We start from the raw sequence: 14,919 nt of genomic DNA on the forward strand, positions 1-14,919 counted from the left end.
GGCGAGCGGGCCATTCGCGCGTCCGACTTCATCGACGGCCTCGGCGTCAACGGCCATGTGAGCTGGCCTGGTCATTATCCCTATTCCGAAACCTCGAGGGTGGCCGAGGCCATGGCGTACCTTGGGGTCCGGACCCTGCGGGATCACATCAACGCAAGCACCCAGCCCGTGTTCGAGCGGCTGGCCGCCCGCGGCGTCCGCTTCGACCTCCTGCTCAACCCGAAGGTGGGGATCGACAACTACGTTGCCTGGGCGCGCGCCCTGGCGAAGGCGTACCCGGGGGTGGTGGCTGCGCTGGAAGGGCCCAATGAGGTCGACAAGTGGCCGGTGCAGTTCGAGGGACGCGGAGGGCTCCAGGCGGCCGCCGAGGTCCAGAGGGTCCTGTACGCCATGGCCAAGAGAGAGCCTCTCCTGGCCCGGGTCCCCGTCTACAACCTGACCCTCTCCGGCATAAGCCGCAGCAAGGCCGCCGAACTCGGAGACCTCTCCGCACACGCCGACTACGCCAACGTCCATCCATACTATCGCGCGGGGCAGCAATCCTGGGGGCACAGCCTGATCGACGCCCGCTACACCCTGAAGGCCTACATGGCGGCCGCGCGCTGGACCGCGCCCGGGCGCCCGGTCGTGCTCACCGAAAGCGGCTCCACCACGGCCGTCGGATCGGACATCGGGGTCACCGAAGCGGTCCAGGCCCGGCAGATCTTGAACTCGCTGTTCGCGGCCGCGGCGCACGGCGCCTCGGCGATCAGCATCTACGAGCTCGTGGAATCCCATGCGAACGGCGCCCAGGACCCCGAAAGCCACTACGGCCTCTACCGCTACGACTGGACGCCCAAACCCGCCGCGCACGCGCTGCACAACCTGACCAGCATCCTACAGCCCCGCGGCGGGACGGACGAGGGCCGCCCCCCAACGCGCCTGACGCGACATGCCGTCCGGGGCTTGCCCGCGAACGGGGCGAGCCTCGTGCTGCTCCAGGACGACGGGAGCTACGACCTCGCGATCTGGGCGGAACCCGATCTCTGGGACGAGGTCCGCCACCGGCCGCTGGCGACGACCCGGTCCGTCGTCCAGGTCGACTTCGAAGCTGTCTCGCCGTTCGTCGAGCTCTATGATCCTCTGCTGGGCGCCAAGCCGCTCGAGACCTTCCGGCGCATACGACGCGTCGAGGTCCCGCTCGCAGATCACCCGGTCATCCTCAAGGTGACCTGACGGCGGGCTCCGGCGGCGAGATCACGCCTCGGCCGGGGTCAGCACGACGAACGCCCGCGTGCCCGGAGCGTGCGTTGGATCGGGCAGCAGCTCGACGATCCGCAGCCCGGCAGCGCCGCACATCCGCTCGATCTGCCCACGCGACAGCGGGGGCGCGCCGCGCCAGGTCGGATCGCTCGTCAGGGCCCGCTTCCCACGCAGCCGCTTCAGAACGGCATGCGCGGACGACGGGATGAGGTTCGCAAGAACATAGAGGGCCCTGAGCCAGGGCCCGCCTGTCCGCACGTGGATCAGCGCGGCGCCGCCGTGCCGCAGGACACGTCCCACCTCGCGCAGATTGGCTTCGATCACCCTGTGCGACGGCATGTGCTGGAACACCTCGTAGGAGAAGGCGAAGTCCACCGACTGTGTCGGAAGCGGAACCGTCTCGCCGTCCGTCGCCCGGAAACGGATGAGCGGGAAGGCGCCGTTGGCCGCGCGCGCCCTGGCGATCATCTCGTCCGAGACGTCGACCGCGGTGACGCCGCCGAAGCGCCGCGCGAGCGCCCGGGAAAACCGCCCAAGACCACATCCGATCTCCAGAGCGTGGAGCGTCGAGACGTCCCCGAACATCCGTGACAACACCGGATCAAGGAACAGGACGGCCCGCTCCTCCCCGCGCGCGAAGAACCCGTCGCGATCGGCGGCGTGCTGCGACTCCACGTAGAAAACGGCGTCGGCCCTGGCCCGCGCATTCCAGGCCTCCTGCATTGTGGTCGCCATGATCAAGTTTCCTGTCGGACGCCGCGCTTCCTGCGTTCGCCCTCGGACAGCGCCCAAGGCCGCGGGACTGCGCGAAGCGATGGCGAAGACTAAGCTCCGCCCGGATCGCGCATGACTTGCCGTTTGATGATCCGCCATCGCGTTCGTCCGCAGGCGCTCCGCATCCGAGACGGCCGGCTTAGAACGCAGTCGGATCGCGAAGTACGACGGCCGCCGTCCTGAAGAGGATTCGGATGTCGGCCGCGAGCGACCAGGTCTCGATGTAGCGGATGTCGGCCGCGGCTCGCAGGATGATGGACGATTCCCGCACGATCTCGCCGCGAAGGCCGTGAACTTGGGCGAGGCCCGTGATGCCAGGACGGGCGGCGAACCGCCGGGAATAGTTCGGCACCCATTCGCGGAATTGACGGTCGTGAGCCACAGCGTGCGGGCGCGGTCCGACCAGAGACATCTCGCCCCTCAGGACGTTGATGAGTTGCGGCAGCTCGTCAAAGCTCAGCTTGCGAAGGACGGCGCCGACGCGGGTGATCCGCAGGTCGCCCGGCCTAGCCTGGGCGACCCCGTCGCCGTCTTCCTGAACCGTCATGCTACGGAACTTGAAGATCGAGAACACCTGCCCCCGGTAGCCCGTGCGATGCTGTTTGAAGAGGATGGGGCCCGGCGTCTCGACCCAGATGGCGAGGGCGATCGTCAGCAGCAAAGGCGAAAGGAAGAAGAGCGCGGCGGCGCTTACGATGATGTCCAGCGCGCGCTTGGCCTTGCTGTGCGCGACCCTGGCTTCGAGGGAGGGAGCGGCCTCGCGTAGGGCCCGGCGAGGCGCCCGCGCCTCTGGAGCCCAGGACGCGCCGGCGGGCTCCAGATGCAGTTCAGCCGGTCTCGGAAGCGAAGCCAAGTCCATGGACGATCCCCGTCATTCCGTCCCCCGCGAAAGGACGAGGACGTCCCTTCGCGAAACGATCGTTCGATCAGCGCGCCGTGCGCCTCGACGGGCATAGATATCGATCGCCGCGGTCCGCCCCCGATCATTTGGCGAAATGGGATGTCGATGCCCAGCCGCGGCGAGCGGCTCTTCCGGTTAGTCGTTTGATGCAGCAGCAGTGCCTGGCGGCGCTTAGCTGCGGAACTCGCCTCTCGGAGCGGGGCGTGAGGACGGAGGTCCGCCGTGGGGACGCGAACGGAGCGTGCACACCCAAGCGCGAAGCTGGGCTGGGCCGGCCTCACGGCGATCGGGCTGATGGTCGTCGGCCTGACGGCCCTCGGCCGGGCAGAGTGGCTGCACTACCTGTTCCTGCCACTCTGCCTGGCCGTTGGCATGGCGCTACTGGTGCGGCCCGCCTCGTTCGTGGTCTTCACCCTCGGCGTCTGGGTGTGGGCTCCGTGCGTCCGTCGGATCGTCGACTGGGAGACCTCCTATCATCCGCTCAGCCCGGTGCTGGCGGCCCCTGTCCTGCTGACCGGTCTGGCCGCGCTCGCCTATCCCATCTGGCGCCGCGGGCTGGCGTCCGCCCCGGTCTTCGCCGTCATGGCGCTGCCGCTGGCGTGGAGCTTCGCCGTGGGTTTGCTCGACAACGGGGTCGCCCCCGCCGTCTATGGCCTGCTTGCCTGGGCCGGCCCCATCGTGTTCGGGCTCTATGTGCTGGGCGCTCGCGAGACTGAGCCAGACCTCGAGACCGTCATCCTGCGGGGACTCTCAATCCTCGCCTTCGGAGCCAGCCTCTATGCGATCTTCCAGTTCGTCGAACCCGCCATCTGGGATCGCCGCTGGATGCTGAATTCGGGCATGCCAGTGCTCGGCGAGCCCCTACCCTTCAGGATCCGCGTTTTCGGCCCGCTCAATTCTCCGGTGCCGTTCGCCGCCGTCATGGTCGCCGGCATCGTCGCCGCCACGCTCGACGCGCGCCCGTGGCAATGGCTCCTCACGCCGACGATGGTCGTCGCCCTGCTCCTTTCGCTCGTACGTTCGGAGTGGATCGCACTGGCCGTCGCCGTTACCGTCATCGGGTTCTTCGCGGCCGTCAGGCTGGGCCGGCTGATGCGCATGGTCGCGGCGTTGGCCCTGACGCTCGCCCTGGGACTGCCTCTCCTGGCCTACGAGCCGATTCACCGCGCGGTGATCAGCCGGGTCGAGAGCTTCTCAGCCGGGCGCTCCGACGTCAGCCTCCGCGAGCGGATGATCCTCTATCAAACGATCCGCTTCGAAGAGCCGATCCTGGGCAAGGGGCTGGGCAGCACCGACAACGCCACGCGGCTCAGCACAGGCAGCGGGCGGCTGGACCCGAAGCACGGGACGGTGGACAGCGCGCTGATTCAGTTGGGCACCAGCTATGGGCTCCCGATGGCCGCCCTCTTCCTCGCGGCGCTCGCCTGGCAGGCCATCCGCGCGGCTCCGGGGGCGCGGCGATCCTCAGCTGGTTTGGCGGGGCTCGCCATCGTCGCCGCAAGCCTGTCGCAACTGCCCTCGTACAACATGCTGATCTCCGCTGCGGCCGTTCTGCTCTATGTCGGATTGGGGCTGAGCCTCCCGCCGAGGCGTCAGGCCGCCGAGGAGGAAATCGAGATCACCGAAGAGGACGAATACGCCGTTCAGCGGATAAATCTGCCTGCGGGCGGCCGGCCCTTGCCGGCGAACTCTGCCTGATGGTCTTGCGACCTCAGCAAGCCTCGGCGGTGCGCCGCGCGCCCGGTACGCCCCCGGATCGGGAAAAATGTACTAGCTGACCGCGCAACGAATTCCGGTCTGCCTCGATAGTGGCGTGCGCACACGGCCATCGCATTGCGGCGAGGACGACCGATGAGATCAGACGGCGCGCATCACACCTACTCGCGGTCGAACGGGGCACGATCGCCGGCCAGTCCCCGGCCGGGCCCGGAACCGACCCTCCCGGACCTGGAGCTCGATGGCTGGTTCTCGAGCGATCCAAAACCCGTGCTTGTGATCGACGCGTCCGGCCGACTGGTGATGGCCAATCGCGCCGCCTCTGAACTGCTGGACGCCGAGACAGCAGTGGCCTTGCGCCGCCGGCAGCTGGTCTTCGCCGACGGCGAGGCGCAGTCCGCCTTCACGAACGCCGTCGCCGAGGCCCAGCGGAAGGGCGACGCGCGCGCGATCGTGCGCGGCAACGACGGTCAGTGGCGCCCCGTGGACCTGCGGGCGTGGCGCCGAAGCGGCGACCAGCTGGTGTTCGTCTCGTTCTGCGGTGAACCCGCGTCGAGACTCGAGATGGCCGGGCTCGTGAAGGCGTTCGAACTCACGGCGGCGGAGGTGGAGGTGCTGCGGCTTCTCACTGCCGGCTCGAGTCCCAAGGACATCGCCCGTCAGCTCGCGGTTTCCACCAACACGGTCCGCGCCCACCTGCGGGCGCTCTACATCAAGATGCACGTCCGCGGGATGGTCGGCGTCCTGCGACAAGTGCTGCGCCTGGTGCGCTGAAAAAGGTCCCGGAGGCGCCAAGACGCGCGTCAACGCGATCGTGGGAGAACAGCGTGACGCCGCCTTCCCCACGGCGCCGCCCTGGATGCGGAATTCGTCCGTATACCCTCAGTTAGATAGCAATTTCGTCGCGACAGGGCAGAATGTCGCACGTCGAAACAGCGTCACGTCGAAACTCGACGCGACGGCTGGGGCAGCACGGCTTGCCCTTTGACATCAAGCAACTTCCAGCCGGCCGATCGCCGGCGTCACCGTCGAGAGGCGGTCCGGATTTCGGTGGACCATGTCTGTTGGTAGCGACCCGATTGAACTGTTGATGGGCGAGCGCCGCTCGGTGGTCTTCCAGAAGGGGCAGCGCATCTTCGGACAAGGAGAGCCGGCTGAAGCCCTATTCTTCATCCGGTCGGGATGTGTGCGCCTTGTCATCGAGGACGCGCAAGGCGACCGCCACATCGTCGGGTTTCTCTTCGCCGGCGAACTGCTGTACGGCGGGCTCACCACCCACTGGGCGACCGCAGAGGCGGTCAGCACCTGCGCCATCGCCAGTTCCCCGATGGACGCAACCTTCCGTCTCCTCGCGGAAGATCAAGCGGCTTGCGCCGCCGTCGTGTGCGCCAGTCAGCGGATGTTGAGCGAACTCGCCCGACAGATGACCCGGCTCGTGAACTGGAGCGCCACCGATCGCGTCGTCTGGCTGCTGGAACGACTGGCGCAGCACTCGCGCGGACAGGCCGCGAACGAGCTGGAACTGCTGATGGGGCGTAAGGACCTGGCCGACTTCCTGGGACTTGCCCCCGAGACGGTCAGCCGAACCCTCGCGCAGCTGGAGGCGAGCGGCGAGCTGTCGAAGCTCGGCCCCAGGCGCTACCGCTGGGCCCCGCGAGGCCGCGACGGACGACCCGCCGCCACGACGGAGGCCGCCAGCGAACCTGCGCTCGCCATAGCCAGCTGACAACATTCCCCGTCCCGACAAGCACCCGCCCTTGCCGACGCTCCGCGCGCCGAAGCCCGGCGCCGCTACTCCGACGGCAGGGCGCGCAGGACGAATATGCAGCGGACGCCGTCCGGCTCGTATTCCAGCCTGACGTGCTCGTCGCCGTGAGCCGGAACCGAGCGGATGAGGCGGGTGCCGAAACCCGGACGCGCCGGCGCAAAGACCGCGGGCCCGCCCTGCTCCTTCCACTCGAGCCGGACGTGTTCGCCTTCCACCTCAGCCGCCAGGCTGACATGGCCTTCCGGCGTGGAGAGGGCGCCGTACTTGCTGGCGTTGGTCGCCAGCTCGTACAGCGCCAGCACAACGGCGCGTGCGGTAAGCGCTTCCAGCTCCGCGTCGACGAGACGCCGGCAGATGCGCGGGGAGGCGAAGGCCTCCAAGCCCAAGGTCACAGCCCGGTCCAGCGTGGCTCTTCCCGAGGGGTTCAGCGCCACGTCCTGAGAGGCAGAAAGGGCGGACAGACGCGATTGCAGCGCACGTGAGAGCTCTCTCGCGTCACTCGCCCCGCGGGAGGACTCCCAAACCATCGCCTGCACCACAGCAAGCAGGTTCTTGACGCGGTGGCGCATCTCTCCCGCCAGGATTGACTGTCGCTCGTGCTGCAGCACGAGCTCCCGTTCGTGATCGAGCACCTGCCGCAGCGCCGTCTTCAGGTTGATCGCGCCCCACACCAGCAGCGCCGACACCAACCAGAAGAAGGCCAGCGAGATAAGATTGCTGAGAAGGCCAGGACCGCTCATGCCCAGGCGGGAGAAGAGGAAGACGGCGAGGAGGCCGCCGATCGATGCGGTCACGACGCCGCCGGTCAGGCCCGCCCAGGTCGCGCTCAGGAGGAGCGCTGGGAAGTAGAGCAGGAAGATCGACTGGCCATCCAGTAGTGGATCAAGAGCGACGCGGACCAAGGTGGCGGCAAGCGCCACGAGGAACCCGAAACCGACGGCGGGGGGCCCCGTCAGAGGATGTAGCGCCCACTGGGCGAAGACCCGTCTCACGGGTCGAACTCCGGCGGTCGCCGCAGTCCATCGCGGCAAGATGATGGGATTGGCAGGTTCACGATCATCAATCCCACGCGCCGGCGCCTACGTCACACCCAACCAAGGCGGGGGCTGGTCATATGTTGAATCCGCGATGCACCGGCGCCTTCACCGCTCGCGATGGCGAGTGGTTTTCGCCACATGTCAGCGCCCTGGTATCGACCGCCCGGAGGGGTCGCGCGCGAGGTCCTCCACGTGCTTCGAGCACCTCTCTGTCGCACCGGGGCGATCAGCGCCGGGTTCATTTGCGGCTATCCCCATGGCGGAACGCAAGCGCCGCCAGAGTCGTGCGGTTATTGACCCCCAACTTCTGATAGACGTTGTGCAAGTGAATCTTCACCGTCCCCTCGGTCAACCCGAGCTCCCTGGCGATCAGCTTGTTGGGCAAGCCTTCCGCCACGAGTTCCACGAGCTGGCGCTCACGAGGGGTGAGGACGGACAGCCGTCCGGCAGACTGGGCACGAGCTGCTTCGCGCTCAAGCGCGGCCAGGACCTCGGCCCCGAAAAGCCAGCGGCGTCCACTCGCCACGACGCGCAGGCAATCCAGCAGCATGTCGGCGGCCGCATCCTTCATCAGCAGGCCCCAAACGCCCAAGGCCACGGCCGCCCGGATCTGCTCGTCCGTGGCGCTGGCGGTGAGCAGCACGATGCGTGTGGCGAGCCCCTCCTCGGCCACCGCCGACAGGACTTCAGTTCCGGTCTTCTTCGGCATCGAGACGTCGAGCAACGCGAGATCGGGAGAAAGGGCTCGTATCGCTTCCAGTGCGGCGGCGCCGTCGCTATGAGCCGCCACGACCTCGAAATCCGAAGCGCTCGCAACGAGGCTTCTGACGCCATTGAGCACCACGGGATGGTCGTCGGCGACGATGATGGAACAGCGCTTCATTGGTTCGGCCATGGAAGTTGGATCCGCACTGTCGCGCCCCCGCCTCCGGTCTTCAGGGTGAGCTCGCCGCCGAGTTCCGCCACGCGCGACAAGAGCGAGCGGGGACCCGCGTCCTGCGCGAGCAGCGAGGCGGCGCCGAATTCGCCCGTGAGATCTGGAAAACCCCTGCCGTTGTCTGCGATCGTGAGCTCAAGACGCCCCTCCTCACCCGCCACGCGCACGCTGACATGCGAGGCGCCGCCATGCCGCGCAGCGTTCGCGATGGCTTCGGTCACCAGGTGGCGGATGTGCCGGCACAGGCCCGCGCCCAACACCAGATCAGCCGGTTCCTCTTCGTAGGCGATGCCGCAGCCCCACTCCCGGGCCAGCTGGTCCAGCCGCGGTCGAAGTTCCACGCTCAGCCGGACCTCCGAAGGCGTCAACCGCGGCCGGTTCTCTTCGACGAAATGGCGGATCTGCCGTTGCTCTTCGGCGAGGCCGGCGCGAACCATTCCGAGCCGCGCGGCCGTCTCGGCGGACGCGTCGCTCGCGGCCAGCTTCAGATGCAACGTCGACGCGGTGAGGGTCTGCAGAAGGCCATCATGCAGGTCGCGGGCCAGCTTCGCCCGCTCGCCTATACGAGTAGCCATCGCGAGCCGGCTGCGGACGATCTGATGTTCGATGTCCACGCCCAGCCGCACGGCGATGAGATCTGTCAGGAGCATCTCGTCGTCTCCCGTGCCGATCGGGTCCAAGAGGAAGACGTGGCCGCTGCAGAGGGAGAGCTGGAACGGCGCCGTGAGGCATTCCTTGAAGGGGTATCGCCGGACGAACTCTGCGCTGAGCTCCTCCGCGGCTATGCGCCCGCAAGGCGCCCGGGAGGCGGGGTCCGCCTCGCGCGGCGGGGTTTGGTCCACCCCGTAGGAGAGGTCGCGTCCATCCCAATGGGCGACCTGGACGCCCGGCTCCTCATCCTCCCGCCAGAGGAGCACGACCTGTCGCGCCCCCATGATTGCGGCGACGTGGCTCATCGAGGACGCGCTCGGCGCGCCGGAGGCGGGTTCCGACTCTGGTCCTGGCCAGCTGACGAGCTGAGCGAGCCTCGTCCGGCTACGCTCCCGATGCGCCCCGAAGTAGCCGAGCATCCCGCCGGCGACCATGAGGTATCCCGCCCGCACGATGGTCCGATTGAGCTCGTGAACCTCGCCCAGCATCACGTGGCTGAGCGCTCCCAACACGCCGAGGAACAGGAGCACGAGCACCGCGGCGGTGGCCACGGCGCCGCGCCAGTCCCACCTCAGGGTCGCGGTGATGAGAATGAAGGTGAAGAAGACGAAGAACGGGCTGGTCGCCCCGTCGGTCAGGTACATCAGGCCGGTCACGGCGGACATGTCCGCTGCGTGGCTGAGGAACTGAAGGCGCGGCGTCATGAGCCCCCTCGCCGTCAGCAGACACCAGGCGAAGGCTACGGCGACGTAGGACCAGACCCCGACACGAACAGCGCCCGCGAAGTGCTCGGGCTGCGTTCCGTCGAGGTAAATCGCCGCTAGCGACGTAGTGGCGAGAGCCAGGCGACCCGCCGCGATCAAGACTTCAGCGGGGATGTCGAAGACGCTCGCCCTGCGAAGACTAGCGCCCTCCTGATATCCAGCCATCGCAGACTCCCCAGCCAGCTGGCCACCCGCACACAAACAGCTGGGCTATCAAAAAGTTCACCTAGGCCGCGCGGCGTCACCTCTTGCAACCACCTGAGGATGAGTAGGGATACCCCAAGCACTACTTCACGTAGACTTCCGGCTGAGCAATATCGGAAGGCCTATATCCTCAGTTGAATGGAATCTTCGGTTCGGATGGGCGAAATGTCGCACGTCGAACGGCGGTCTGGATGACCCAGGCCGCTCGGCCCGGACACGGCTCCCGGCCGAGGCTAAACCCCTGAACGACAACCTGAAATTCCCGACCGGCGCCAGGCCGGCGGCCGAAGAAACGCGCCCGCTCGGGCCGAAGGAGAACCATGTCCGATATCTCACTCGATCTGAACGGCTCGGCTGCGGGCACGTCGAAGACGGAGGCCTTCGCGGGCTCCCCTGTGTTCCTCACGCGGTCGGCTGTGATCACCGACACCGCCGACGCCGGCCAGGGCAACTCGGATACCGCCAACGAGATCGTCTCCATCCGGGTCGCGCTCGACGCTGGCTCGACCTGGACCGCCTCCGATCAGCTGCTGATGCACGGCATGACCCTGCAATCGGCGGTCTGGGCCGCGGTCCCCGGCGTTCCCGCGATCGAGGTGCGGAGCTCGCTGGACGCCGCCGGACGCCCTGTCCTCGATTTCCGGGCTATGGGCGGCGGCTCTGCGGAAGCCTCCACGGCGAGCTTCCAGACGGCGCTGAACCTGGCGAAGTACGCCAGTGAGTCGGGCGCGCTGACCGGTAGCCGCGTGTTCGTGGTCACGGCGCTCGACGACGGCGGCGGCAGCAGCCAGAGCCGAAGCGCCATCGAGAGCTCAACAGTCGTGGGGCAGACGAACACCGCGCCGACGGCGTCCAACGACGTCCTGACGACGGCGGAAGACTCCACGGCGGTGCTCAGCCTCTCGGACTTCGGCGCCTACGCAGACAACAATACGACGAGCCCCGCTGCGGTGCAGATCACCAGCCTCGAGACGGCGGGAACCCTGGAATACAACGCGGCGGCCGCCGGCCAGCCGGCGAACTGGACTGCCGTGGCCCAGAACCAAGTCATCGCGGGCGCCGACATCGCCGCTGGCAAGCTGAGGTTCGCGCCCGACGCGAACGCCGGTGGACAGCCTTACGCCACGATCGGCTTCAAAGTCAGCGACGGTACGCTGTGGAGCGAGCAGTCCTACACCCTCACGGTGAACGTCAACGCTGTGAACGACGCGCCCACCGCCACGGCGGGCTCGGCGAGCACCGACGAGGACGTCACGGTGAAGGGCACGGTCGCCGGGGCCGACGTCGACGGCGACGCCCTGACCTACGTCCTGGCCAGCGGGCCCGCCAACGGCGCGCTGACCCTGAACCCCGATGGCAGCTACCAGTACACGCCGAACGCCAACTTCCACGGCGTGGACAGCTTCAGCTTCAAGGCCAACGACGGCAGTCTGGAATCCAGCCCGGCCACGGTCAGCCTCACCGTCAACGCTGTGAACGACGCGCCCACCGCCACGGCGGGCTCGGCGAGCACCGACGAGGACGTCACGGTGAAGGGTACCGTCGGCGGGGTCGACGTCGACGGCGACGCCCTGACCTACGTCCTGGCCAGCGGGCCTGCCAACGGCGCGCTGACCCTGAACCCCGATGGCAGCTACCAGTACACGCCGAACGCCAACTTCCACGGCGTGGACAGCTTCAGCTTCAAGGCCAAGGACGGCAGCCTGGAATCCAGCCCGGCCACGGTCAGCCTCACCGTCAACGCCGTGAACGACGCGCCCACCGCCACGGCGGGCTCGGCGAGCACCGACGAGGACGTCACGGTGAAGGGTACCGTCGGCGGAGTCGACGTCGACGGCGACGCCCTGACCTACGTCCTGGCCAGCGGGCCTGCCAACGGCGCGCTGACCCTGAACCCGGATGGCAGCTACCAGTACACGCCGAACGCCAACTTCCACGGCGTGGACAGCTTCAGCTTCAAGGCCAAGGACGGCAGCCTGGAATCCAGCCCGGCCACGGTCAGCCTCACCGTCAACGCGGTGAACGACGCGCCGGTGGCGAAGGACGGAGCCGCGGGCGGCGCTGAAGACACCCTCATCCAGGGTACGGTGTTCGGCAGCGACGTCGAGAACGACGCGTTGGTGTTTCAGCTGGTCGATGGGGCGCGCGACGCTCAAGGGGTTGCGATCTCAGGCCTGACGTTCGATGCCGCGACGGGCAGCTTCACGTTCCAGGGGCCTCAGGACTTCAACGGCGTAGCGTCGTTCAAGTACCGGGCGCAGGAGAAGAACGGATCGCTGCAATCTGAAACGAAGACGATCACGCTCACCGTCGCGGCGGTAAACGACGCGCCTGTGGTCAAGCCCGCGGCCCCCGTGACCATCGACGAGGACGAGACCCGCCCCCTCGACGTCCTAGCGCTAGTCACCGACGTGGACGGGGATGCGGTCAACATCGTCGCGGCGAGCGCCACGTACGGCACCGTCACCATCGTTGACGTCGATGGCCGCAAGTACCTCTCCTACACGGCGTCTGCCGACTCCTTCGACAAGCTTGCGGACGGCAACTTCACCCCGGACCTGATCACCTACACGGTGAGCGACGGCGCCATCTCGGTGCAAGGTACGATCAACATGTCCGTCCGTGGCGTGAAGGACGGGGTGAGCATCGTCGGCGGCAACGGCGGCGATGTCATCCAGGGTCAGACTGATGCGTCGGGCCGCCAGCGCGACGAAACGATCGAGGGGCTGAACGGCAACGACACGCTGGACGGCAGAGGCGGCGCCGACCGCGTCATTGGCGGCAATGGCGAAGATCGGCTCTTGGGAGGCGACGGCTGGGACGAGCTGCTGGGCGACCGCGGCAACGACAGCCTCGATGGGGGAGCTGGTCTCGACTGGCTCGACGGCGGCCTCGGCGACGACCTTCTGCTTGGCGGATCCGAGGCCGACACGTTCTACTTCGGCAAGGCGAATGGCCGCGATACGATCGGGGACTTCCAACTCGGGATCGATCTCCTGAAGCTTGAAGATGGCACGACCATCAAGGGCCGAAGCATGATCGACGCCGACAAGGACGGGGCGTTCGACGACACGCTCCTCCAGCTGTCGACGGGATCGGTGTCCGTCCTCAATGTCGGCCAGGACGGCTGGGCGCTTCTGGGCTGACGCGCGGCGGGAGGATCCGCTGCGAGCCTGACGGTATGGGACGGCGCGCGGGGCGACCTGCGCGCCGTTCTCCGTGCCAGCGACGCCGACATTCAGCGCGTGCCGGCCTCGAGCGGTTCGCACGTCGCTGCTCAGGCGGGTGGATCGAGTCCACGCGAGGTCTTCAGCACGCACACGAGGCCCTCGCGCTCGAAGCGGATGTCGACAGGCGCCCCCAATTCGGCCGAGAGCGCCTGGCGCAGCAGCCGCAGGCCAAAGCCGGTGCGCTCGGGGATCGCCACCTCGGGACCACCGCGTTCGCGCCACTCCAGGACAAGGATCGCGTCCTTGCTGTCCGGCGAAGGCGTCAGCTTCCACCTGACCGCCACCTCGCCTCCTTCGCGCGCCAGAGCTCCGTATTTCAGCGCGTTGGTGGCCAGCTCGTGGAGAGCGAGCGAGATCGCAAGGGCGACCTGTGGCGCAAGCCGAACAGGCGGCCCCTCCTGGGCGATGCGGCCCTGGTGGGCCCTGAGCGTGCCTTCGACCAGCTCGCCGAGATTGGCCCCCGACCAGCCTTCGGCGGTGAGCACGTCGTGAGCCCAGGACAGGGCGAGCAGCCGCCCCTCGAAATCCCGGTAGCAGCGCCCGATCTCCGCCCCGCCACGAAGGCTCTGCCGGGCGATGGACTGCACCGTAGCCAGGGTGTTCTTCACCCGATGATTGAGTTCGCCGATGAGGAGCTTTTGGCGCTCCTGCGCCCGCCGTCGCTCCATCACCTCCTGCTGCAGGACCGCCTGGGCTGCGCGCCGCTCGGTGATGTCGATCGTCACGCCAACAAGCCGCACAGGCCGGCCTGCGTCATCCCGTTCGGCGACGAGCGCGCTGGCCTCGAGCCACCGCAGAGCGCCGTCTGCGCCCCTCACCCGGAATGCGAACTGCCCTTCGCCCTCAGCGACCAGCCGCGCGATCGCCGCCTCCATGGGGCCGCGATCGTCCGGGACAACCATCTCGATCCAGTCATCAGGGATCGGCCCACCCGTCCACGGCTGGAAAATGCCGACAAGGGCGCGCGCCGCACCCAGGTCGGTCCAGCGAAGCGACTCGCCGGCCCTCCACTCCCAGGTCGCTGCGCGGGCGGCGCGGTGCGCGAGGCTCAGGCTTTCGTTCAGCGCGCGGGTCCGTTCCTGCTCTCGCCTGGCCAGCGCCTTGGAGCGCTCCTCCCGCGTCGCGTCCCGCGCCAGGAGCGCGGCCGCGCCGTCGACGCTCACCAGCTCCACATGCAGCCAGTCGCCCGAGGGCGTCTGAAGCTCCGCTTCGGCTGCGCCGCCTTGCTCCATCGACCGGCGGAAGCGGCGACGTGTCTTTCGGTCGAAGAGCGATCCTGCGTCGCGCCAGAAATAGTCACCTTCGCAGACCGGACGTCGCATCAAATAGGCCTGGGCGTCGAGGGTCCACATCCTGATCCGCCAGGAGCGGTCCACCACGACCAGCCCATGGTCAGCGCGCGCCAGCAGTAGGGACCAGGCAAGATCGCTCGCCACACCGCCAAGCCTCCCGCCGAACGCCGCCTCGCCCACCCTCTGCGACATGTGAATCCCTCCGGCGCCACAATCTTGCGCTGCGCGAATTCGTTGCACGGCCCGCTTCCCGCGGCCCCGGTCTCGATCATCAGCGGACGCCGTGCTTCATCACCCTCTGCCGGTGTGCGCCGCCTGCTTGGCGGCCCGCAGAAGATCACCAATGCTCGCTCAGCGTGCTGTCGCATCGGCGAGATGTGGCTTGGAAACTGTGACGAAGGTC

11 protein-coding genes are annotated in these 14,919 nt (G+C 67.9%); 5 read left to right on the plus strand and 6 right to left on the minus strand.

The window, feature by feature from the left end:
* Positions 1-1,215: hypothetical protein (locus tag RIF93_RS05135; protein ID WP_309089092.1), on the plus strand; the 1,215-nt coding region annotated here is incomplete at its 5' end.
* A gap of 21 nt (positions 1,216-1,236) precedes the next feature.
* Here RIF93_RS05135 and RIF93_RS05140 read toward each other — a convergent pair.
* A complete protein-coding gene (locus RIF93_RS05140; protein ID WP_309089094.1) occupies positions 1,237-1,977 on the minus strand; it encodes a class I SAM-dependent methyltransferase in 741 nt (246 codons plus the stop codon).
* Positions 1,978-2,155: 178 nt separating this feature from the next.
* A complete protein-coding gene (locus RIF93_RS05145; protein WP_309089096.1) occupies positions 2,156-2,875 on the minus strand; it encodes a sugar transferase in 720 nt (239 codons plus the stop codon).
* A 336-nt stretch (positions 2,876-3,211) separates the two neighbouring features.
* On the opposite strand from RIF93_RS05145, the gene RIF93_RS05150 reads away from it, so the two are divergent.
* The 3 genes from RIF93_RS05150 to RIF93_RS05160 all read left to right on the plus strand — a co-directional run bounded on the left by RIF93_RS05150 (position 3,212) and on the right by RIF93_RS05160 (position 6,359).
* A complete protein-coding gene (locus RIF93_RS05150; RefSeq protein ID WP_309089098.1) occupies positions 3,212-4,615 on the plus strand; it encodes an O-antigen ligase family protein in 1,404 nt (467 codons plus the stop codon).
* Between the two features lie 288 nt (positions 4,616-4,903).
* On the plus strand, positions 4,904-5,407 hold the full coding sequence (locus RIF93_RS05155; protein WP_309089100.1) for a PAS and helix-turn-helix domain-containing protein: 504 nt from the start codon (positions 4,904-4,906) through the stop codon (positions 5,405-5,407).
* Between the two features lie 316 nt (positions 5,408-5,723).
* Positions 5,724-6,359 carry a Crp/Fnr family transcriptional regulator gene (locus RIF93_RS05160; protein WP_309089102.1) on the plus strand — a complete coding sequence of 212 codons (636 nt, stop codon included), beginning with the start codon at positions 5,724-5,726 and terminating at the stop codon, positions 6,357-6,359.
* Between the two features lie 65 nt (positions 6,360-6,424).
* On the opposite strand, the gene RIF93_RS05165 is transcribed toward RIF93_RS05160, so the two are convergent.
* From RIF93_RS05165 to RIF93_RS05175, 3 genes are all read right to left on the minus strand, one after another.
* On the minus strand, positions 6,425-7,393 hold the full coding sequence (locus RIF93_RS05165) for an HWE histidine kinase domain-containing protein (protein ID WP_309089104.1): 969 nt from the start codon (positions 7,391-7,393) through the stop codon (positions 6,425-6,427).
* A gap of 283 nt (positions 7,394-7,676) precedes the next feature.
* Positions 7,677-8,333 carry a response regulator transcription factor gene (locus tag RIF93_RS05170; protein WP_309089106.1) on the minus strand — a complete coding sequence of 219 codons (657 nt, stop codon included), beginning with the start codon at positions 8,331-8,333 and terminating at the stop codon, positions 7,677-7,679.
* Positions 8,318-9,889 (minus strand): ATP-binding protein, encoded by a 1,572-nt coding sequence (locus RIF93_RS05175; RefSeq protein ID WP_309089108.1) that lies wholly within the window; start codon positions 9,887-9,889, stop codon positions 8,318-8,320. The genes RIF93_RS05170 and RIF93_RS05175 overlap by 16 nt, the downstream gene beginning before the upstream one ends.
* A gap of 425 nt (positions 9,890-10,314) precedes the next feature.
* Between RIF93_RS05175 and RIF93_RS05180 the strand changes: the two genes are divergently transcribed.
* Positions 10,315-13,140, plus strand: a complete 2,826-nt coding sequence (locus RIF93_RS05180) for a tandem-95 repeat protein (RefSeq protein WP_309089110.1) — start codon at positions 10,315-10,317, stop codon at positions 13,138-13,140.
* Positions 13,141-13,271: 131 nt separating this feature from the next.
* On the opposite strand, the gene RIF93_RS05185 is transcribed toward RIF93_RS05180, so the two are convergent.
* Complete coding sequence (locus RIF93_RS05185) at positions 13,272-14,696, minus strand: HWE histidine kinase domain-containing protein (protein ID WP_309089112.1); 1,425 nt, start codon at positions 14,694-14,696, stop codon at positions 13,272-13,274.
* Positions 14,697-14,919: the final 223 nt, after the last annotated feature.

The sequence above is a fragment of the Phenylobacterium sp. genome (assembly GCF_031181185.1).
Lineage (GTDB): Bacteria > Pseudomonadota > Alphaproteobacteria > Caulobacterales > Caulobacteraceae > Phenylobacterium.

Bases quoted from the DNA above. Each gene is read 5' to 3' on its own strand.
- RIF93_RS05140 (WP_309089094.1), bottom strand. From the start codon at position 1,977: ATGGCGACCACAATGCAGGAGGCCTGGAATGCGCGGGCCAGGGCCGAC.
- RIF93_RS05145 (WP_309089096.1), bottom strand. From the start codon at position 2,875: ATGGACTTGGCTTCGCTTCCGAGACCGGCTGAACTGCATCTGGAGCCC.
- RIF93_RS05150 (WP_309089098.1), top strand. From the start codon at position 3,212: ATGGTCGTCGGCCTGACGGCCCTCGGCCGGGCAGAGTGGCTGCACTAC.
- RIF93_RS05160 (WP_309089102.1), top strand. From the start codon at position 5,724: ATGGGCGAGCGCCGCTCGGTGGTCTTCCAGAAGGGGCAGCGCATCTTC.
- RIF93_RS05170 (WP_309089106.1), bottom strand. From the start codon at position 8,333: ATGGCCGAACCAATGAAGCGCTGTTCCATCATCGTCGCCGACGACCAT.
- RIF93_RS05180 (WP_309089110.1), top strand. From the start codon at position 10,315: ATGTCCGATATCTCACTCGATCTGAACGGCTCGGCTGCGGGCACGTCG.